Source organism: Pseudomonas sp. NMS19W, assembly GCF_051554255.1.
GTDB classification, from domain to species: Bacteria; Pseudomonadota; Gammaproteobacteria; order Pseudomonadales; family Pseudomonadaceae; genus Aquipseudomonas; species Aquipseudomonas kribbensis.
In genome coordinates, this window is record NZ_CP136718.1 from 4,120,706 (window position 1) to 4,140,880 (window position 20,175).

14 protein-coding genes and 1 pseudogene are annotated in these 20,175 nt (G+C 59.7%); 5 read left to right on the top strand and 10 right to left on the bottom strand.

The window, feature by feature from the left end; genetic code table 11:
• Window positions 1-43: 43 nt before the first annotated feature.
• Window positions 44-1,507 (bottom strand): glyceraldehyde-3-phosphate dehydrogenase, encoded by a 1,464-nt coding sequence (locus tag R1A29_RS18790; RefSeq protein WP_085713147.1) that lies wholly within the window; start codon window positions 1,505-1,507, stop codon window positions 44-46.
• Window positions 1,508-1,861: 354 nt separating this feature from the next.
• On the opposite strand from R1A29_RS18790, the gene mfd reads away from it, so the two are divergent.
• The 3 genes and pseudogenes from mfd to R1A29_RS18805 all read left to right on the top strand — a co-directional run bounded on the left by mfd (window position 1,862) and on the right by R1A29_RS18805 (window position 8,604).
• A complete protein-coding gene (gene mfd / locus R1A29_RS18795) occupies window positions 1,862-5,311 on the top strand; it encodes a transcription-repair coupling factor (protein ID WP_438299205.1) in 3,450 nt (1,149 codons plus the stop codon).
• A gap of 10 nt (window positions 5,312-5,321) precedes the next feature.
• Window positions 5,322-5,903: a CsiV family protein gene (locus R1A29_RS18800; RefSeq protein ID WP_438299206.1), complete on the top strand. Its 582-nt coding sequence runs from the start codon at window positions 5,322-5,324 to the stop codon at window positions 5,901-5,903.
• 11 nt (window positions 5,904-5,914) lie between these two features.
• A pseudogene (locus R1A29_RS18805) lies at window positions 5,915-8,604 on the top strand (SNF2-related protein).
• Window positions 8,605-8,646: 42 nt separating this feature from the next.
• Here R1A29_RS18805 and R1A29_RS18810 read toward each other — a convergent pair.
• From R1A29_RS18810 to R1A29_RS18820, 3 genes are all read right to left on the bottom strand, one after another.
• Entirely contained in the window at window positions 8,647-9,384 is a 738-nt protein-coding gene (locus R1A29_RS18810; RefSeq protein ID WP_438299207.1) for an S-methyl-5'-thioinosine phosphorylase, read from the bottom strand.
• Between the two features lie 12 nt (window positions 9,385-9,396).
• Window positions 9,397-10,407, bottom strand: a complete 1,011-nt coding sequence (gene nagZ / locus R1A29_RS18815) for a beta-N-acetylhexosaminidase (protein ID WP_438299208.1) — start codon at window positions 10,405-10,407, stop codon at window positions 9,397-9,399.
• A gap of 158 nt (window positions 10,408-10,565) precedes the next feature.
• The gene (locus tag R1A29_RS18820; RefSeq protein ID WP_438299209.1) at window positions 10,566-11,273 is read right to left on the bottom strand and encodes a TetR/AcrR family transcriptional regulator; all 708 of its coding nucleotides are present in this window, start codon (window positions 11,271-11,273) and stop codon (window positions 10,566-10,568) included.
• A 230-nt stretch (window positions 11,274-11,503) separates the two neighbouring features.
• Between R1A29_RS18820 and lexA the strand changes: the two genes are divergently transcribed.
• Complete coding sequence (gene lexA, locus R1A29_RS18825) at window positions 11,504-12,112, top strand: transcriptional repressor LexA (RefSeq protein WP_085713140.1); 609 nt, start codon at window positions 11,504-11,506, stop codon at window positions 12,110-12,112.
• Between the two features lie 10 nt (window positions 12,113-12,122).
• The gene (gene sulA / locus R1A29_RS18830) at window positions 12,123-12,596 is read left to right on the top strand and encodes an SOS-induced cell division inhibitor SulA (RefSeq protein WP_085713139.1); all 474 of its coding nucleotides are present in this window, start codon (window positions 12,123-12,125) and stop codon (window positions 12,594-12,596) included.
• 79 nt (window positions 12,597-12,675) lie between these two features.
• Here sulA and R1A29_RS18835 read toward each other — a convergent pair whose 3' ends face one another.
• The 6 genes from R1A29_RS18835 to fadB form a co-directional block, all read right to left on the bottom strand.
• Window positions 12,676-12,909: a hypothetical protein gene (locus R1A29_RS18835; protein WP_003226592.1), complete on the bottom strand. Its 234-nt coding sequence runs from the start codon at window positions 12,907-12,909 to the stop codon at window positions 12,676-12,678.
• Window positions 12,910-13,015: 106 nt separating this feature from the next.
• Window positions 13,016-13,540: a DUF6586 family protein gene (locus R1A29_RS18840; protein ID WP_085713138.1), complete on the bottom strand. Its 525-nt coding sequence runs from the start codon at window positions 13,538-13,540 to the stop codon at window positions 13,016-13,018.
• A 172-nt stretch (window positions 13,541-13,712) separates the two neighbouring features.
• Window positions 13,713-16,343 carry a type I DNA topoisomerase gene (gene topA / locus R1A29_RS18845; RefSeq protein ID WP_438299210.1) on the bottom strand — a complete coding sequence of 877 codons (2,631 nt, stop codon included), beginning with the start codon at window positions 16,341-16,343 and terminating at the stop codon, window positions 13,713-13,715.
• A 114-nt stretch (window positions 16,344-16,457) separates the two neighbouring features.
• The gene (locus R1A29_RS18850; RefSeq protein WP_007953059.1) at window positions 16,458-16,694 is read right to left on the bottom strand and encodes a DUF1653 domain-containing protein; all 237 of its coding nucleotides are present in this window, start codon (window positions 16,692-16,694) and stop codon (window positions 16,458-16,460) included.
• 99 nt (window positions 16,695-16,793) lie between these two features.
• Window positions 16,794-17,969, bottom strand: a complete 1,176-nt coding sequence (gene fadA, locus R1A29_RS18855; protein ID WP_085613118.1) for an acetyl-CoA C-acyltransferase FadA — start codon at window positions 17,967-17,969, stop codon at window positions 16,794-16,796.
• Between the two features lie 29 nt (window positions 17,970-17,998).
• Window positions 17,999-20,146, bottom strand: coding sequence for a fatty acid oxidation complex subunit alpha FadB (gene fadB / locus R1A29_RS18860; RefSeq protein WP_438299211.1), 2,148 nt, complete (start codon window positions 20,144-20,146; stop codon window positions 17,999-18,001).
• Between the last annotated feature and the right edge of the window lie 29 nt (window positions 20,147-20,175).

Consider the following 20,175-nt stretch of genomic DNA (forward strand, 5'->3'; position numbering starts at 1 on the left):
AACGCCCCGACAATGTCGGGGCGTTTTCATTTGCAGCTAAGGCTTAGCGCGGGAATGCTGGCGGGTTTACACCGGCCATGTCTTCCATCACGCGAACCACCTGGCAGCTGTAACCGAACTCGTTGTCGTACCAGACGTACAGAACAACGCGGTTGTCCTGGGTGATGGTTGCCTCGGCATCCACGACACCGGCGTGACGCGAGCCCACGAAGTCAGTGGAAACCACTTCCTGCGAGCTGACGTAATCGATCTGCTTGTGCAGATCCGAGTGCATGGCCATCTGGCGCAGGTACTCGTTGATTTCTTCGCGAGTGGTGGCCTTTTCCAGGTTCAGGTTCAAAATGGCCATCGACACGTTCGGCGTAGGTACGCGAATCGCGTTGCCGGTCAGCTTGCCCTTGAGCACTGGCAGCGCCTTGGCAGCGGCAGTGGCGGCACCGGTCTCGGTGATAACCATGTTCAGCGGCGCGGCGCGGCCACGACGGCTGCCCTTGTGGAAGTTGTCGATCAGGTTCTGGTCGTTGGTGAACGAGTGAACGGTTTCGACGTGCCCGTTGACGATGCCGTACTGGTCGTTGACGGCCTTGAGCACCGGTACGATGGCGTTGGTGGTGCAGGACGCCGCCGAGATGATCTTGTCGTCAGCAGTGATGTCGCCGTGGTTGATGCCGTGAACGATGTTCTTCAGCGCGCCCTTACCCGGTGCGGTGAGAATCACGCGGGCGGCGCCCGGGCAGGCCAGGTGCTGGCCCAGACCGTCGGCATCACGCCATACACCGGTATTGTCTACGATCAGCGCGTTTTCGATGCCGTACTGGGTGTAGTCGACTTCGCTCGGGCTCTTGGCGTAGATCACCTGGATCAGGTTGCCGTTGGCGGTGATGGTGTTGTTTTCTTCGTCGATGGTGATAGTGCCATCGAACGGGCCGTGTACCGAGTCACGACGCAGCAGGCTGGCACGCTTGACCAGATCGTTCTCGGCGCCTTTGCGCACGACAATGGCGCGCAGACGCAGGCCGTCGCCACCACCGGTTTTTTCGATCAGGATGCGCGCCAGCAGACGGCCGATACGACCGAAGCCGTACAGCACGACATCAGTGCCTTTACGCGCGGAGGCGTTTTGCTGACCCACAACATCGGCCAACTCTTCGCGAACGAATTGTTCGGCCGTGCGGCCATTGCCTTCAGCGCGGAATTTGAACGCCAACTTGCCCAGGTCCACCGAAGCCGCGCCGAGCTTGAGCTCGCTCATGGCCTTCAGCAGAGGGAATGTTTCGTGGACGGAGAGTTCGCTATCGTCGGAAGAACGATGGCGAGCAAAGCGGTGAGCTTTGAGAATCGCGATGACAGACTGGTTGATCAGGCTGCGGCCATAGATCGAGCTCACCACGTTGTTATTGCGGTAGAGCTGACCGATAAGCGGAATCATCGCTTCTGCGAGTGCTTCACGGTCGATCCATTCACCAAGACACTGGTCGGGCTTCTGAGTCACGGGAACCTTCCACATGTAGGGGCAGAAAAAAGGGGCTACATTATGCCGCCGAGAACCTCTTGTAGCAATGCGCGCTTGTCGCGCAATCGGTAACAAAATTCGCTCCAAAAAAATAACGCTCTCCGCCAGCCCAGTAAAACCGGGGCTTCCAGCGCGGCCGGTTTTTCGACGACTGTTAGACGATGTCTGTAACCCTCCGTAACACCACCTACTTTCGGCACTACATAACCGTCAAAAAAGTGCTGGTTTTTATGGTTACCACTACATTTCGCCAAAACCGTGCAGATAGACGCAGTCTGCAACTGACAGGCGGCACCGGACGCCGCTACAATTACCGACTTTGTCGCAACGCCTGGAGCTCAACCTTCCGTGCCTGTTCTGCGTCTACCGCTTCTCCCTGCCGCGGCAGGTAAACAGCACTGGGGCAACCTCCCCGGTGCCGCCCTGAGCCTGGCGATTGCCGAGGCTGCCAGCGCTGCCAAGCGCTTCACGTTACTGCTGACCGCCGACAGCCAGAGTGCCGAACGGCTGGAGCAGGAGCTGAGTTTCTTCGCCCCGGATTTGCCGGTGCTGCATTTCCCGGACTGGGAAACCCTGCCCTACGACCTGTTCTCGCCGCACCAGGACATCATCTCCCAGCGCATCGCCAGCCTTTATAGACTGCCGGAGCTGGAGCATGGCGTGCTGGTGGTGCCGATCACCACGGCCCTGCATCGCCTGGCGCCGACCAAATTCCTGCTTGGCAGCAGCCTGGTGCTGGATGTCGGTCAGAAGCTCGACGTCGAGCAAATGCGCTCGCGGCTTGAAGCCAGCGGCTATCGCTACGTCGATACGGTTTACGAACACGGCGAGTTCACCGTACGCGGCGCACTGATCGACCTGTTCCCGATGGGCAGCAAACTGCCGTATCGCATCGATCTGTTCGACGACGAAATCGAAACCCTGCGCACCTTCGACCCGGAAAACCAGCGCTCCATCGACAAGGTCGATTCGGTCAAGCTGCTGCCGGCCAAGGAGTTCCCGCTGCAGAAAGAAGCGGTCACCCGCTTCAAGGCCCGCTTTCGCGAGCGTTTCGACGTCGACTTCCGCCGCTGCCCGATCTTTCAGGATCTGAGCAGCGGTATTACCCCGGCCGGCATCGAGTACTACCTGCCGCTGTTCTTCGAAGAAACTTCGACTCTGTTCGATTACCTGCCCCAGGACACCCAGGTGTTCTCGCTGCCGGGCATCGAGCAAGCGGCGGAAAACTTCTGGAACGACGTGCGCAATCGTTATGAAGAACGCCGCGTCGATCCATCGCGTCCTTTATTGCCGCCCGCCGAACTGTTCCTGCCGGTGGAAGACTGCTTCGCCCGCCTGAAGAACTGGCCGCGCGTGGTCGCCAGCCAGCAGGATGTGGAAACCGGCGTCGGCCGTGAGCGCTTCCCGGCGCAGGCCTTGCCGAATCTGGCGATCGAAGCCAAGGCTACGCAACCGCTGGCCGCGCTCTCGGCATTCCTCGACGAGTTCCCGGGGCGCGTGCTGTTCACCGCCGAATCCGCAGGTCGACGCGAAGTGCTGCTGGAGCTGCTGGACCGTCTGAAGCTGCGACCGAAAACCGTCGACAGCTGGCCGGACTTCGTCGCGAGCAAGGATCGCCTGGCAATCACCATTGCCCCGCTCGACGAAGGCCTGATGCTGGATGACCCGGCACTGGCACTGGTCGCGGAAAGCCCGTTGTTCGGCCAGCGCGTGATGCAGCGTCGCCGTCGCGAAAAACGCGCCGACGCCAACAACGATGCGGTGATCAAGAACCTCACCGAGCTGCGCGAAGGCGCGCCGGTGGTGCACATCGACCACGGTGTCGGCCGCTATCTCGGCCTGACGATTCTGGAAATCGACAATCAGGCTGCCGAGTTCCTGACCCTCGAATACGCCGAGAACGCCAAGCTCTACGTGCCGGTGGCCAACCTGCACCTGATCGCCCGCTACACCGGCAGCGACGACGCACTGGCCCCGCTGCACCGACTCGGCTCCGAGACCTGGCAGAAAGCCAAGCGCAAGGCTGCCGAACAGGTGCGCGACGTGGCTGCCGAGCTGCTCGACATCTATGCCCGTCGCGCCGCCCGCGAAGGTTATGCGTTTGCCGATCCGAAAGCCGATTACGCAACGTTCAGCGCCGGCTTCCCGTTCGAAGAAACCCCGGACCAGCAATCCACCATCGAAGCCGTGCGCGAAGACATGCTCGCGCCGAAACCGATGGATCGACTGGTCTGCGGCGACGTGGGCTTCGGCAAGACCGAAGTGGCCATGCGCGCCGCGTTCATCGCGGTGCATGGCGGCAAGCAAGTGGCGATCCTGGTGCCGACCACCCTGCTCGCCCAACAGCACTATAACAGCTTCCGCGACCGCTTCGCCGACTGGCCGGTGACCGTGGAAGTGATGAGCCGCTTCAAGTCGGCCAAGGAAGTGAACGCGGCGGTGGCCGAACTGGCCGAGGGCAACATCGACATCGTCATCGGCACCCACAAGCTGCTGCAGGACGACGTCAAGATCAAAAACCTCGGGCTGGTGATCATCGACGAAGAGCACCGTTTCGGTGTCCGTCAGAAGGAACAGCTCAAGGCCCTGCGCAGCGAAGTCGACATTCTGACACTGACCGCCACGCCGATTCCGCGCACGCTGAACATGGCGGTGTCGGGCATGCGCGACCTGTCGATCATCGCCACGCCGCCAGCGCGACGCTTGTCGGTGCGCACCTTTGTCATGGAGCAGAACAAGAGCACGGTCAAGGAAGCCTTGCTGCGTGAGTTGCTGCGCGGCGGTCAGGTTTATTACCTGCACAACGATGTGAAGACCATCGAGAAGTGCGCCGCCGAGCTGGCCGAACTGGTGCCGGAAGCGCGGATCGGCATCGGTCACGGGCAGATGCGCGAACGCGAACTCGAACAGGTGATGAGCGACTTCTATCACAAGCGCTTCAACGTGCTGATTGCCTCGACCATCATCGAGACCGGCATCGATGTGCCGAGCGCCAACACCATCATCATCGAGCGCGCCGACAAGTTCGGCTTGGCGCAGTTGCACCAGTTGCGCGGTCGCGTGGGTCGTAGCCACCACCAGGCCTACGCGTACCTGCTGACCCCGCCTCGTCAACAGATCACCGGCGATGCGGAAAAACGCCTGGAGGCGATTGCCAACACACAGGACCTTGGCGCGGGCTTCGTGCTGGCCACCAACGACCTGGAAATCCGTGGCGCCGGCGAACTGCTGGGCGACGGTCAGAGCGGGCAGATTCAGGCGGTCGGCTTCACGCTGTACATGGAAATGCTCGAGCGCGCGGTGAAGTCGATCCGCAAGGGCGAACAGCCGAACCTCGATCAACCGCTCGGCGGCGGCCCGGAAGTCAACCTGCGGGTGCCGGCGCTGATTCCGGAAGATTATCTGCCGGACGTGCACGCGCGCCTGATCCTGTACAAGCGCATCGCTTCGGCCACCGACGAGGAAGGCCTGAAGGATTTGCAAGTGGAGATGATCGACCGCTTCGGCCTGCTGCCGGAACCGACCAAGAATCTGGTGCGCATCACGGCGCTGAAATTGCAAGCCGAGCAGCTGGGCATCAAGAAGGTCGATGGTGGCCCGCAAGGTGGACGCATAGAGTTCGCCGCGCAAACGCCGGTCGACCCGATGACCCTGATCAAACTGATCCAGAGCCAGCCAAAACGCTACAAATTCGAAGGCGCCACAATGTTCAAATTCCAGGTGCCGATGGAGCGCCCGGAAGAGCGCTTTAATACTGTAGAGGCGCTGTTCGAGCGCCTCCTCCCGAAAACTGCTTGAAGGACGCCGCATGCGCCTGTTTCGCTCTCTGACTTTGCTGCTGACACCATTCTTGATAACGCTGGCGGCACCCTCGGCATTTGCCGATGACCTTTATCAAGTTGAAATGATTCTGGTACGCCAAAACGCTGTTCCGGCGATCATCAGTCGCGCCGCGCCGGAAGACTGGGCCGCCGGTGCCCGGCGTCTGGACGATGCCAGCCAGCGCACACCGGCATTGGGCGAAGTCGCCAGCAAACTTACCGCCAGCGGTGAATACAGCGTGCTGATGCACAAGGCCTGGCAACAGACTTTGGGCGAGTCGCCGACGAAAGTTGCCATCAGCGACGGGAAAGAGCAGTTCGGCCAGTTCCCCATCGAGGGCACGCTCGAAATGAAGCTCGGGCGTTTCACCGATGTAAACGCCGATTTCTGGGTCAACCAGATCGACGCCAACGGCATGGTCAGCGCCAGCGAACGCCTGAAGCAGGACAGCCACACCAAAAATGGCCAGCTCAACTACCTGGACAACGGCCACCTGGCCCTGCTGATCAAGATCTCTTCACTGACGGCGCCTGCGCCTCGGGAAGCACCTGAATCCATTCCGGACTGAACGAAGTCCTTATGTCCCCGCCTCTAAGTAAACCGCTGGCCTCCTCCTGGGTCAGCCGGTTCAGGAACAAAGCCTGGAGCGTGGCCGCCGTTACGCTTTGGAAAACCGTGTGCGGATCGTGCAGGTCGGCGATGCGACCATTACCGCCAGCTGCGAAGGCTCTGGCGGCAACATCTATCGTCAGACGATTCATCTACGCGAGTCGGCCAAGGGCACCCTGCTGATGGTCGATGCCACCTGCACCTGCCCGGTTCACAGCAACTGCAAACACTGCGCGGCGGTCTTGCTGCAGGTGCAGGAAACCCTCGAATACCCGGCCGCCGCCAAGGACGCCGAACTGCTGGAAAAACTCCAGGCCGTACTGGAAAACCGCAGCCCGAAAGCGCCGCCGCAAGTGCTGGTGGACAACGTGCAACCGGTGCCGCGCCTGTGGCTGGCCAGTGTCGAGTTCAGCGCCTTCGAACCGCGCAACGGCAAGATGCAGCGTTACATCCAGCATCGTGCGGCATTGTCTTTCAGTTACCTCGACGAATACGTCAGCGGCCAGAAAAACAGCGACATCCTGATTCGCCAGGAAGCGCAGACCCTGCGGGTCAAACGCCATCCGGACATCGAGCAAAGCTACCGCGAACAACTGCGGATTCTCGGCTTCCGCATTGCCACAAGACAGAGCAAGGCGCTGCCGGAAAGCGCTGGCGAACTCTATGAAATGGTCAACGACAGCGCCTGGCTGACGTTTACCCTGAACGACCTGCCGAAGCTACGCACCCAAGGCTGGGAGCTGTTGGTCGACGATGAATTCGGCTTCGACCTGACAGCCGTCGATGACTGGTATGCCACGGTCGAGCAGACGCCGGAACGGGACTGGTTCGATCTGGAACTGGGCATCATCGTCAATGGCGAACGCCTGAGCCTGCTGCCGATACTGCTCAATCTGATGCGCTCGCACACGGAAATCCTCAACCCTGAACGCCTTGCCCGACGACGGGACGATGAGCTGATTCTGGTAAACATTCCGCAACGCAACAGTGAGCACGGGCCGCTGCAAGTCGCCCTGCCCCTTGGCCGGTTGAAACCGGTGCTGGCAACACTGGGCGAGTTCTATCTGCAGGAGCCGGGCGAAACCACCCTGCGACTGAGCAAGGCTGACGCCACACGCCTGAATTCGCTGGAAGGCATTCCCCTGCTTTGGGAAGGCGGGGAGCAGATCCGCAGCTTCGCCCAACGCTTGCGCGACATCCGTGACTACAGCGCCGAAGCGCCACAAGGGCTGAACGCGACACTGCGCCCTTATCAGCTCGAAGGCTTGAGCTGGATGCAGTCGCTGCGGCAACTTGAGGTGGGCGGGATTCTCGCGGACGACATGGGCCTGGGCAAAACCCTACAGACTCTGGCGCATATTCTCAGCGAGAAAAACGCCGGGCGACTGGATCGCCCGTGCATGGTGGTGATGCCTACCAGTCTGATCCCCAACTGGCTGGACGAAGCGGCGCACTTCACGCCTCAGCTCAAAGTGGTTGCCCTGTACGGCGCCAGCCGCAAAAAGCATTTTGAGCATCTGGCCGATTACGACCTGATCCTCACGACTTATGCGCTGCTGCCCAAGGATGTCGAGCGCCTGGCGCAGCAACCGCTGCATGTGCTGGTGCTGGATGAGGCGCAATACATCAAGAACCCGAACAGCAAGGCCGCTCAGGCTGCCCGCGAACTGAACGCCCGCCAGCGCCTGTGCCTGAGCGGTACGCCGCTGGAAAACCACCTCGGCGAACTATGGTCGCTGTTTCACTTCCTGCTGCCCGGGTGGCTCGGCGACGTCAAAAGCTTCAACGCCGATTACCGCGTGCCGATCGAAAAGCGCGCCAGCGAAGTCAGACTTCAACACCTCAACGGTCGGATCAAACCTTTCCTGCTGCGCCGCACCAAGGAACAGGTCGCGACCGAGCTGCCGCCGAAAACCGAGATCATCCACTGGGTCGATCTCAACGAGGCCCAGCGCGACGTTTACGAAACCATGCGCCTGGCCATGGACAAGAAGGTGCGCGACGAGATCACTCGCAAGGGCGTGGCGCGCAGCCAGATCATCATTCTCGAAGCGCTGCTCAAGTTGCGTCAGGTCTGCTGCGACTTGCGCCTGGTCAACGACGCCACCCTGCCCGCTCGCGGCAGCACATCGGGCAAGCTCGACAGCCTGATGGAAATGCTCGAGGAGTTGTTTGAGGAAGGTCGGCGGATTCTGCTGTTTTCGCAGTTCACTTCAATGCTGTCGTTGATCGAGGACGAGCTGAAAAAGCGCAATGTCCCCTATGCATTGCTGACCGGGCAAACCCGGGATCGGCGCACACCGGTGAAGGAATTCCAGAGCGGCAAGCGTCAGATCTTTCTCATCAGCCTGAAGGCTGGCGGTGTTGGTCTGAACCTGACAGAAGCGGACACGGTAATTCACTACGACCCATGGTGGAACCCGGCGACCGAAAACCAGGCCACCGACCGTGCTTATCGTATTGGTCAGGAGAAGCCGGTATTCGTTTACAAGATGATTGCCCGGGGCACGGTCGAGGAGAAGATTCAGCACCTTCAAAAGGAAAAATCCGACCTGGCGGCCGGCGTGCTGGATGGACGCAAGGCCGGGGACTGGAAGTTGCAGAGTGATGATATCGAAGCACTGTTTGCGCCGCTGCCGGACAAGTTCGACAAGCGCTGAGATCCTCAGCGCCTGTCCGTTCAAGCCATTGCGGAGCCAGACTCAGCCCTTGAGCACACGCGCCAACGTCGATTTCACCTTGCCCATGCCGTCATGCAGCGCCTGCTCGATCTCGGCCATGGTGATCACTTCAGTGGTCTTGCCCGCCGCCGGGTTCACCACCAGCGACAGGCAGGCGTAATCCAGATCCAGCTCGCGAGCCAGCGCCGCTTCCGGCATGCCGGTCATGCCGACGATGTCGCAACCGTCACGCTCCAGACGCACGATCTCGGCCACGGTTTCCAGTCGCGGGCCCTGGGTGCAGGCGTAAACGCCTTGATCGCTGTATTCGCAGCCTTCGGCGGCCAGCGCAGCAATCAGTTGCTGACGCAGTGGCTCGCTGTAGGGAAAGCTGAAGTCGATGTGTGTGACATGTTCCAGATCATCGGCGAAATAGGTGTGTTCGCGACCGCTGGTGTAGTCCACGATCTGATGCGGTACGCAGAAATGTCCGGTGCCCATTGCAGGATGAATCCCACCCACTGCGTTGACCGCAATGATTGCTTCGGCCCCCGCCTGCTTCAACGCCCACAGGTTGGCGCGATAGTTGACCTTGTGCGGCGGAAAGCGATGCGGGTGGCCGTGGCGAGCCAGGAAAAGCACTTCCTTGCCGGCGTATTCACCGATCTGGACTTCAGCCGATGGCGCACCATAAGGCGTATCCACTGCCAGCGACTGACGAATGGTCAGGCCTTCCAGTTGGGTCAGGCCAGTGCCGCCGATGATTGCGTAAACCGTCATAGCGAAAAATCCTTAATCGATCAGTTGAGCGTCTTTGAGTGCGCCGACAGCGGTCAGCCAGCGCGGATCCTGACGGTATTCGGTATTGGCGAACGCCTGGCCGCGCATCCGCGCGATGCGTGGCGACGGCTTGACCTTCATGCGCTGCGCGGCGCTCAGGGCCAGTTCGGCGGCTGCACGGTCGTTGCACACCAGGCCCATATCGCAACCGGCGCTGAGTGCGGCCTCGATACGACTGGCTGCATCGCCAACCACATGCGCGCCAGCCATGGACAGGTCATCACTGAAGATCACGCCATCGAACTGCAACTCGCCGCGCAGGATGTCCTGCAACCAGCGCCGGGAGAATCCGGCGGGCTGTGCGTCGACTTGCGGATAAATGACGTGAGCCGGCATGACGGCGGCCAGTTGCTTGCTGAGTCTGGCGAACGGCACCAGGTCGTTGGCGCGGATCTCTTCGAGGCTGCGCTCGTCGTTGGGGATGGCGACATGGGAGTCGGCTTCCGCCCAGCCGTGACCGGGGAAATGCTTGCCAGTGGCAGCCATGCCAGCGCTGTTCATGCCGCGGATGAATGCACCGGCGAGCAGCGCAGCGCGCTCCGGATTCCCTTCGAACGAACGGGTACCGACGACGGCGCTGCGCTGGTAATCCAGATCCAGCACAGGGGCGAAGCTCAGGTCGAGCCCGACTGCCAGCACTTCTGTAGCCATGATCCAGCCGCATTGCTCGGCCAGGTACTCGGCATTCGGGTTATCAGCAATCGCCCGCATGGCTGGCAGACGCACGAAGCCTTGGCGCAGACGCTGGACACGCCCGCCCTCCTGGTCCACCGCCAGCAACAGATCAGGTCGAACCGCGCGGATTGCCGCACTCAACTCGCGCACCTGCCGTGGATGCTCGATGTTGCGAGCAAAAATGATCAGGCCGCCCACTTCGGGCTGACGCAACAATTGGCGATCTTCGGCCGTCAGCCAGGTACCGGCGACGTCCACCATCAACGAGCCTTGCAGGCCAGCAGTCATAGAGATTCCTTGAAAACGAAAAACCCGTCACCCACGAAAACACCACCAGCGGCATTGCCCGGCAGGTCGGTGATTTCAATGAGTAACGGGTTCAGAACGAGAGTCGGCATGGGCGGCTAGCTTAGCGGATGTCCGCTGCCACGCCCACCCATGGACAGTTAAACCTTGGCAGGCGCCGGTGTCGATTTGCTGCGAGGACGCAACTGCGCGGTGGCCATCGCGGCATCGGTGACACCGGTTTCGGCACGCATGCCGGCGGCCAGGAACGGCACCATCAGACGCATCACCTGCTCGATGGAGGTGTTGACGCCGAAATCAGTCTCGGCAATCGCGCGCAGGGCCTTGATACCCGACATGCTGAATGCCGCTGCGCCGAGCATGAAGTGCACACGCCAGAACAGTTCGATAGGAGGAATGCGCGGGGCGGCTTCGTTTACCAGCAGCATGTAGCGGCGGAAAACCTTGCCGTACATGTCTTCCAGGTAACGACGCAGATGACCCTGGCTCTGGCTGAAGGCCAGCCCCAGCAGGCGCATGAAAATCGACAGATCGTTGCCGCTGCGAGGCTGAACCACCAGCGCTTGTTCGACGAGGATTTCCAGTAATTCTTCAAGTGAAGGCTTGTTCTCAGGCTTGGCCTGACGGCGCTCCAGCTCTTTATCGAGGCTGATGCAGAACGGACCGAGAAAACGCGAGAAAACCGCCTGAATCAGCGCCTTCTTCGAACCGAAGTGATAGTTCACCGCTGCGAGGTTGACCCCGGCCTTGCTGGTGATCAGACGCAATGAGGTTTCGGCGAAACCTTTTTCCGCGAACAGCTGTTCTGCAGCATCAAGAATGCGTTCAACGGTTTCCGACTGGGCCATGGCTACTCCGCCTGACAAACACTTGTTTGAAACATACGTTTCAGCCTGGGCCTTGTCAAGCCTGCCGGTTCGTTTTGGGAATGGTCGGTCAGATATTTAACCACAACAAGGACGCCACATTAATCGACGCCGTCACTGACCGTCCGGCGGCCTGGCAAAAAACGATCATTGCCAAGACCGCTTCACTGTATATAATCCCAGTCACTGTATAAAAAAACAGAGCGATCAATATGCTTAAGCTGACGCCACGCCAAGCCGAGATTCTGGCCTTTATCAAACGCTGCCTCGAAGACAACGGCTACCCGCCGACCCGTGCGGAAATCGCTCAGGAACTGGGTTTCAAATCGCCCAACGCGGCCGAAGAGCATCTCAAGGCGCTCGCCCGCAAAGGCGCGATCGAAATGACTCCCGGCGCCTCCAGGGGCATTCGAATCCCCGGTTTTGAAGCCAAGGTCGACGAATCCACCCTGCCGATCATCGGCCGAGTGGCTGCCGGTGCGCCGATTCTCGCCCAGCAGCACATCGAAGAGTCCTGCAACATCAACCCGGCCTTTTTCCATCCTCGCGCCGACTACTTGCTGCGCGTCCACGGGATGAGCATGAAGGACATCGGTATTTTCGACGGTGACCTGCTGGCAGTTCACACGACCCGGGAAGCACGCAACGGCCAGATCGTCGTTGCCCGGATCGGCGACGAGGTGACCGTCAAACGCTTCAAGCGCGATGGCAGCAAAGTCTGGTTGATCGCCGAGAACCCCGAGTTCGCCCCTATCGAAGTCGACCTGAAAGATCAGGAACTGGTGATCGAAGGCTTGAGTGTCGGCGTAATCCGCCGCTAAAGGAGGCTTTATGCAGTTCCCACACGTACCTCAGCAAACACAACTGCCGTTGTTCGAGGCTTTTCTGGCGCAACCATTGGCCCCCATCCTCAAGGATGTAGCCGAACGCCCATGGAATGTCGAACCCGAAGCGTTTAGTGAACTGTCGCTGCGCGGTGCGGCCGGGAACTGCCTGAACTTGCTGGCACCGATTCTTCGTGAATTGAGTGAGGATCAGGATGCGCGCTGGCTGACCCTGATTGCGCCACCAGCGAGCCTGACTCAGGCCTGGCTGCGGGATGCAGGACTGAATCGTGAACGCATTCTGTTGCTGCAACCGCGCGGGACTCAGAGTGCCCAGCAACTGGCTTGCGAAGCCCTGCGCCTGGGTCGTAGCCATACGGTGGTGACATGGTTGAACCCGCTCAACTCAGGCTCACGCCAACAACTGATCAGCGCCGCCCGCACCGGGGACGCTCAAAGTCTGAATATTCGATTGGGCTGACTTGATACGCGCTGCTTTGAGCGCGGGGCTTCTCAAAGGACAGAGAAGCCGAACCGAAGCGATAATCGACGGGCGGTGCTCAATGAAGAACTCGCGGCCCCTCTTCCTTATCAAACTCGCCCTCAACCATTCGACCAGCCATCTGCACACCAACGCTGAGCATCGCCTTGGCAATTTCAACGTGCTGGCCCTGCAGAAATGCCTTGGCATCCTCGGAGAAATCCAGAGTCACCAGAGAACCCTCGTCCTCGGCCCTGCGCAGTTCGATTCGGCCGTCTGGTAGCTCGACAATTTCTAGAAAGGACGTTGGCATATAGGTCTGTTCTCCACGAAAGGCAGGGATTATATAGAGATCGTTCAGGATTCGCTCAGGATCTTGACCAGCAGCATGCATCTCGTCGCCGCCGGTCAAGAAGCCATCAGCACTCGTTCAGGCCTTCACGGAAACGGATCGCCAGACTCTTCAGATTCTGCCGCCAGCTCTCCAGCTCTTCACGACTCAACTCCTCCGGGGCTTGCTCTTCATCCAGATTGACCGCCTGAATCAGCGGCTGGGTCACATCGCCTTTTGGCTTGTGTGGCACTCGCGGTGGCTGAAACAGCGCCGAATGCGCTGCCAGCAATTTAGCCAGCCAGGTTTCCGGATTACCCGCCAACTCGACCATCTCGGCCAACTCTGGAATCGCAATCGACTCAAGCACTTCGCGGGTCAACAGCGTTTCCGCTCGCGGCGCGTTAGCCTGCGGTAGGCGGTAGAACCCGGCAATTTCGTGACACAACCCCAGCAATGCTCCATATAGATGAAACAGCGCCGATTCGCGCCCGGCCTGAATCAAGGCCAGCGAATTCATCGCCCGCCCCTCTTCAGCCCTGGCCAGCGCTTCCAGCGATAGACCCGCGAAATAGATCTTCTGATTGGTACGGGTATAGAGCTCGTGGGCCATATCGGCACTCTCCGCAGCGAAATAATTTCTTCATACAGGTCGGACAGTGTCATGGATCAACCAACCCGACCGCAAGCTTTAAACAAAAAAGGCCGCATGAAAACCAGAAGGTTGTCATGCGGCCTTTTGTGTTGAAGTCACCCGGTCAAGACAGCCTCGGATCAGCGCTTGCTCAAGCCTTGGCTTTCGCCGGACGCTTGTCTTCAACGGTCCACTTGCCACCGTCGAAGAACGCTTTCCAGCCAGTCGGCTTGCCGTCGACTTCGGTCTGGACGTATTGCTCCTTGGTCTTGCGGCTGTAGCGGATCACTGCCGGCAGACCATCTGGATCCTTCTGCGGCGCTTCGCACAGGAAGTGGTACTTCGGATCGATCTCGTCCTTGTGTGGCAGAATCTCGATCACCAGCGGAGCACGGGTCTCGCGGTTTTTCGGGAACTGGCTCGCCGCCAGGAACAGGCCTGAAGCACCGTCGCGCAGGATATAGGTGTCGTTGACCTTTTCGCATTTCAGCTCAGGCATCTTCACCGGATCCATCTTCGGCGGCGCCGCGTCACCGCTTTTCAGCAGCTTGCGAGTGTTCTTGCAAGTCGGATTGGTGCAACCGAAGAACTTGCCGAAACGGCCGGTCTTGAGCTGCATCTCGCTGCCGCACTTGTCGCATTCCAGGCTCGGACCTTCATAGCCCTTGATGCGGTAGCTGCCCTCTTCGATTTCGTAGCCGGCGCAATCCGGGTTGTTGCCGCAGATGTGCAGCTTGCGCTTTTCGTCGAGCAGGTAGGCGTCCATCGCCGTGCTGCAGATCGGGCAACGATGCTTGCCGCGCAGCACCAGGGATTCCGATTCGCCCTCGTCGTCCGCAGCAATTTCATCGCCCGGCACCAGGTTGACCGTGGCCTTGCAGCGCTCTTTCGGTGGCAGGCTGTAGCCCGAGCAACCGAGGAACACGCCAGTCGATGCAGTACGAATCTGCATCGGACGACCGCAAGTGGTGCACGGAATATCGGTCATCACCGGCTGGTTGGCACGCATGCCGGCTTCCGGGTTCTCGGCCACTTCGAGTTTTTTCTTGAAGTCACCGTAGAACTCGTCAAGCACGTTCTTCCAGTCACGTTCGCCCTGAGCCACGTCATCGAGATTCTCTTCCATGCCGGCGGTGAAGCCGTAGTCCATGAGGTTCGAGAAGCTCTCGGACAGACGCTCGGTAACGATGTCGCCCATCTTTTCCGAATAGAAACGACGGTTGTGCAGGGTCACGTAACCGCGATCCTGAATGGTCGAAATGATCGCCGCGTAGGTCGAAGGACGACCGATGCCGCGCTTTTCCATTTCTTTCACCAGACTGGCTTCCGAGTAACGGGCCGGCGGCTTGGTGAAATGCTGGGTCGGATCAAGCTTGATCAGCTTCATCACGTCACCCTGCGCCATGTCCGGCAGGACGTCGTCATCGCCAGGCTTGGTGATTTGCGGCAGAACGCGGGTGTAGCCGTCGAACTTCAGGATACGGCCCTTGGCACGCAGCTCGAAGTCGCCAGCGGCCACGCTGACGGTGGTCGACAGGTATTGCGCCGGCAGCATCTGGCAAGCCAGGAACTGGCGCCAGATCAGCTCGTAGAGGCGCTCAGCGTCACGCTCCATGCCAGCGAGCTTGCTTGGCGTGGTGTTGGCGTCGGAAGGACGAATCGCTTCGTGAGCCTCTTGTGCGCCTTCCTTGCTGCTGTAGACGTTCGGCGTTTCCGGCAGGTACTTCTTGCCGAACTCGTCTTCGATATAAGTACGCGCCATCGCCACGGCATCGGCCGAGAGGTTGGTCGAGTCGGTACGCATATAAGTGATGTAGCCGGCTTCGTACAGACGCTGGGCCATCATCATGGTTTTCTTCACGCCGAAGCCCAGGCGGTTGCTCGCGGCCTGCTGTAGCGTGGAGGTGATGAACGGCGCCGACGGCTTGCTGCTGGTCGGCTTGTCTTCACGTTTGACGATGCTGTAGCTGGAAGACTTCAGCTTCTCCAGCGCCGCCATGGCCTGCGCTTCGTTGAGCGGCTTGAAAGCTTCGCCCTTTTCACGGGCCACTTCGAAACGCACGGTCGAGCCTTTTGCAGTGCCGAGGTCGGCATGCACTTCCCAGTACTCTTCCGGGATGAACGCGCGAATTTCACGCTCACGCTCCACCACCAGCTTCACGGCCACCGACTGCACACGACCGGCGGACAGACCACGAGCGATCTTGGCCCACAGTAGCGGCGAGACCATGTAACCGACGACGCGGTCAAGGAAACGGCGGGCCTGCTGCGCGTTCACTCGATCGATATCGAGCTCGCCCGGCTCCGAGAACGCTTCCTGAATCGCTTTCTTGGTGATTTCGTTGAACACCACGCGCTTGTAGCGGCTTTCGTCACCACCGATGGCTTCGCGCAGGTGCCAGGCAATGGCTTCCCCCTCGCGATCCAAGTCGGTTGCGAGATAGATGGTGTCAGCATCCTTGGCGAGCCGGCGCAGCTCTTCGATGACCTTTTCCTTGCCCGGGAGGATCTCGTACTTGGCCTTCCAGCCATGATCCGGATCGACACCCATGCGCGAGACCAGCTGCTTGCGCGCCTTCTCTTTCGGCGACAGCGCTGGCGCTTCGCCCGCAGCTGCCTTGCCACGCTTGGCGGCAGGCTCCTTGCTGGCGCTAGCCGAACCGCTGGTGGGCAGGTCTCGGATATGGCCGATACTCGACTTCACCACGTATTGGTTGCCCAGATACTTGTTGATGGTCTTGGCCTTAGCCGGGGATTCCACAATGACCAGCGATTTGCCCATGGATCAGAAAATTCCTGAATTCTAGAAGTGAAAGGCGGTTGGCGCCTGACGCGGCACCGCTATATATAGTGGCTACAAGGTGAGGTCAAGCGCAGGGTTTTGCGCGCACTCGCCTTACGGCTTCGAAAAAAGGCTCGGTTCGGCTTGCACCAAAGCAAAGCGTGGGACCTGCTCCCCGTCAACCTCGACGGACTCCAGGAACATGCTCAAGGGACGTACCCAGAAGCCGTAATCGCCATACAGGGCTTGGTAAAAGACCACTTCTTCTTCGGTCTCGGAATGCCGCGCGACACTGAATACGCGGTACTGCGGACCTTTGTAATGTTGGTAGAGCCCAGGTTGTATCGGCATGCTTCGGCCCTCACTCAAATTTTTTCAAAATAAAAACAAAAATAAATCCGCAAAAACAAAAACCGGGGCACTTGGCCCCGGCTTCCATCGACGAGACGCTTAAACGCGTTCGAAGACGGTGGAGATGCCTTGGCCGAGGCCAATGCACATGGTGGCCACCCCGAAGGTGCCGCCATTCTGCTTCATCACGTTCAGCAAGGTGCCGGAAATACGGGCACCGGAGCAACCGAACGGGTGACCCAGGGCGATCGCGCCGCCGTGCAGGTTAACCTTCTCATTCATCTTGTCGAGCACTTTCAGGTCTTTCAGCACTGGCAGGGCCTGTGCGGCGAACGCTTCGTTGAGCTCGAAGAAGTCGATATCGTTGATACCCAGGCCGGCACGTTTCAGTGCTTTCTGAGTCGCGGGTACCGGACCATAGCCCATGATCGCCGGGTCCACACCTGCCACCGCCATCGAACGAATCACGGCCATTGGCTGGATGCCCAGGTCCTGTGCACGCTGCGCCGACATCACGATCATGCACGAAGCACCATCAGTGATCTGCGACGAAGTACCGGCAGTCACGGTGCCGCCCTTTGGATTGAACGCCGGCTTCAGAGCCGCCAGGCTTTCCAGGGTGGTTTCCGGACGAATGGTTTCGTCGTAGTCGAAGGTTTTCAGGAAACCGTTCTCGTCATAGCCCTGCATCGGGATGATTTCGTCCTTGAACTTGCCTTCCACGGTTGCCTTGTGGGCCAACTGGTGGGAACGCACGCCAAAGGCGTCCTGCTGTTCGCGAGTGATGCCGTGCATTTTGCCCAGCATTTCAGCGGTCAGGCCCATCATGCCCGAGGCTTTTGCCGCGTAAAGGGACATGTGCGGGTTCGGATCGACACCGTGCATCATGCTCACGTGGCCCATATGCTCGACGCCACCAACCACGAATACGTCACCGTTGCCGGTCATGATCGCTTGCGCAGCGGTGTGCAGGGCGCTCATCGACGAGCCGCACAGACGGCTGACGGTCTGGCCGGCCGAAGTGTGCGGGATCTGGGTCATCAGCGACGCCATGCGCGCGATGTTCCAGCCCTGCTCCAGGGTCTGGTTCACACAGCCCCAGATCACGTCCTCGACTTCTGCAGGATCGACCTTGGTGTTGCGTTCCAGCAGTTTGCTGATCAGGTGCGCCGACATGTCTTCGGCGCGGGTGTTGCGGTGCATGCCGCCCTTGGAGCGGCCCATCGGAGTACGACCGAAGTCGACAATCACGACGTCTCTAGGATTCAAGCTCATAAGTTCACTCTCACTCTAGTTGGGGGCGCTTAACCGAAGAAGCTCTGGCCGTTCTTGGCCATTTCGCGCAGCTTCGCGGTCGGGTGGTACAGCGCGCCCAAATCAGCGTACTGGTCGGCCAGGGCAACGAACTCGGCAACACCGATCGAGTCGATGTAGCGCAGCGCACCGCCACGGAATGGAGGGAAACCAATGCCGTAGACCAGACCCATGTCGGCTTCGGCGGCGGTTTCGACGATGCCGTCTTCCAGGCAACGCACGGTTTCCAGGCACAGCGGGATCATCATCCAGTTGATGATGTCTTCGTCAGTGACTTCACGCTGCTCGTAGACGATCGGCTTGAGCACTTCCAGTACCGACGGATCGGCAACCTTCTTCTGCTTGCCTTTCTTGTCGGCCTCGTAGGCGTAGAAGCCCTTGCCGTTCTTCTGACCCAGACGCTTGGCTTCGTAAAGCACGTCGATGGCCGAACGACGATCGTCCTTCATGCGGTCCGGGAAGCCTTCAGCCATTACGTCACGACCGTGGTGGCCGGTGTCGATGCCGACCACGTCCATCAGGTACGCCGGGCCCATCGGCCAGCCGAATTTTTCCATGATCTTGTCGATACGGACGAAGTCCACACCGGCACTGACCAGCTTGGCGAAACCGCCGAAGTACGGGAACAGTACGCGGTTGACCAGGAAGCCCGGGCAGTCGTTGACGACGATCGGGTTCTTGCCCATTTTTTTGGCGTAGGCAACGGTGGTGGCAACAGCCAGCTCGCTGGACTTCTCGCCACGGATCACTTCCACCAGCGGCATCATGTGCACCGGGTTGAAGAAGTGCATGCCGACGAAGTTTTCCGGACGCTTGAGGGCCTTGGCCAGCAGGCTGATGGAAATGGTCGAAGTGTTGGACGCGAGGATAGTGTCCTCTTTGACCTGAGCTTCGACTTCCGCCAGAACGGCTTGCTTGACCTTCGGATTCTCGACCACGGCTTCAACGACCAGGTCAACGTGACCGAAATCGCCGTAGGACAGCGTAGGACGAATGCCGTTGAGCACTTCAGCCATTTTCGCGGCAGTCATACGGCCTTTATCAACGCGGCCGACCAGCAGCTTGGCGGCTTCCGCCAGACCTTGCTCGATGCCGTGCTCGTTGATGTCCTTCATCAGGATCGGCGTGCCTTTGGAGGCCGACTGATAGGCGATACCGCCACCCATGATGCCGGCGCCCAGTACGGCGGCCTGTTTCACGTCCTTGGCGATTTCGTCGTAGGCCTTGGCCTTTTTCTTCAGTTCCTGATCGTTCAGGAACAGACCGATCAAGCTCTGCGCGGCAGAGGTCTTGGCCAGTTTCACGAAACCTGCGGCTTCGACTTCCAGCGCCTTGTCACGACCGAAGTTCGCGGCTTTCTGGATGGTCTTGATCGCTTCAACCGGGGCCGGGTAGTTCGGGCCGGCCTGGCCAGCCACGAAACCCTTGGCGGTTTCGAAAGCCATCATTTGCTCAATAGCGTTCAGCTTGAGCTTTTCCAGCTTCGGCTGACGCTTGGCCTTGTAGTCGAACTCGCCGGAGATGGCGCGCTTGATCAGCTCAACAGCGGCTTCCTGCAGCTTTTCAGGGGCAACCACGGCATCGACGGCGCCGACTTTCAGCGCGTCTTCAGGACGGTTTTCCTTGCCGGCGGCAATCCACTCGATGGCATTGTCTGCACCGATCAGGCGCGGCAGACGCACGGTACCGCCGAAGCCCGGGTAGATACCCAGCTTGACTTCCGGCAGACCGATCTTGGCCTTGGTGGACATGACGCGGTAGTCCGCCGCCAGGCACATTTCCAGACCGCCACCCAGGGCGATGCCGTTGATTGCGGCCACGGTCGGAACGTTGAGGTCTTCGAAATCGCTGAAGATCTTGTTGGCTTCGAGATTGCCTGCAACCAGCTCGGCATCCGGCAGCTTGAAGTTGTCGACAAATTCGGTGATGTCGGCGCCGACGATGAACACGTCCTTGCCACTGCTGACGATCACGCCCTTGATCGAAGCATCTGCCTTGATGGTGTCTACGGCCTGACGCAGTTCGTTCAGGGTAAGACGGTTGAACTTGTTGACGGACTCACCCTTGAGGTCGAATTTCAATTCGACGATGCCACTTTCAAGAGCTTTAACCGTGATGGCTTTACCTTCGTAAATCATCAACTGATCTCCACGATATGGAAGCTGAA

Bases quoted from the DNA above. Each gene is read 5' to 3' on its own strand.
- topA (WP_438299210.1), bottom strand. From the start codon at position 16,343: ATGGGCAAATCGCTGGTCATTGTGGAATCCCCGGCTAAGGCCAAGACC.
- R1A29_RS18800 (WP_438299206.1), top strand. From the start codon at position 5,322: ATGCGCCTGTTTCGCTCTCTGACTTTGCTGCTGACACCATTCTTGATA.
- R1A29_RS18835 (WP_003226592.1), bottom strand. From the start codon at position 12,909: ATGCCAACGTCCTTTCTAGAAATTGTCGAGCTACCAGACGGCCGAATC.
- lexA (WP_085713140.1), top strand. From the start codon at position 11,504: ATGCTTAAGCTGACGCCACGCCAAGCCGAGATTCTGGCCTTTATCAAA.
- nagZ (WP_438299208.1), bottom strand. From the start codon at position 10,407: ATGACTGCTGGCCTGCAAGGCTCGTTGATGGTGGACGTCGCCGGTACC.
- fadB (WP_438299211.1), bottom strand. From the start codon at position 20,146: ATGATTTACGAAGGTAAAGCCATCACGGTTAAAGCTCTTGAAAGTGGC.
- fadA (WP_085613118.1), bottom strand. From the start codon at position 17,969: ATGAGCTTGAATCCTAGAGACGTCGTGATTGTCGACTTCGGTCGTACT.
- R1A29_RS18790 (WP_085713147.1), bottom strand. From the start codon at position 1,507: ATGTGGAAGGTTCCCGTGACTCAGAAGCCCGACCAGTGTCTTGGTGAA.
- R1A29_RS18820 (WP_438299209.1), bottom strand. From the start codon at position 11,273: ATGGCCCAGTCGGAAACCGTTGAACGCATTCTTGATGCTGCAGAACAG.
- R1A29_RS18840 (WP_085713138.1), bottom strand. From the start codon at position 13,540: ATGGCCCACGAGCTCTATACCCGTACCAATCAGAAGATCTATTTCGCG.
- R1A29_RS18810 (WP_438299207.1), bottom strand. From the start codon at position 9,384: ATGACGGTTTACGCAATCATCGGCGGCACTGGCCTGACCCAACTGGAA.
- sulA (WP_085713139.1), top strand. From the start codon at position 12,123: ATGCAGTTCCCACACGTACCTCAGCAAACACAACTGCCGTTGTTCGAG.
- R1A29_RS18850 (WP_007953059.1), bottom strand. From the start codon at position 16,694: ATGCCGATACAACCTGGGCTCTACCAACATTACAAAGGTCCGCAGTAC.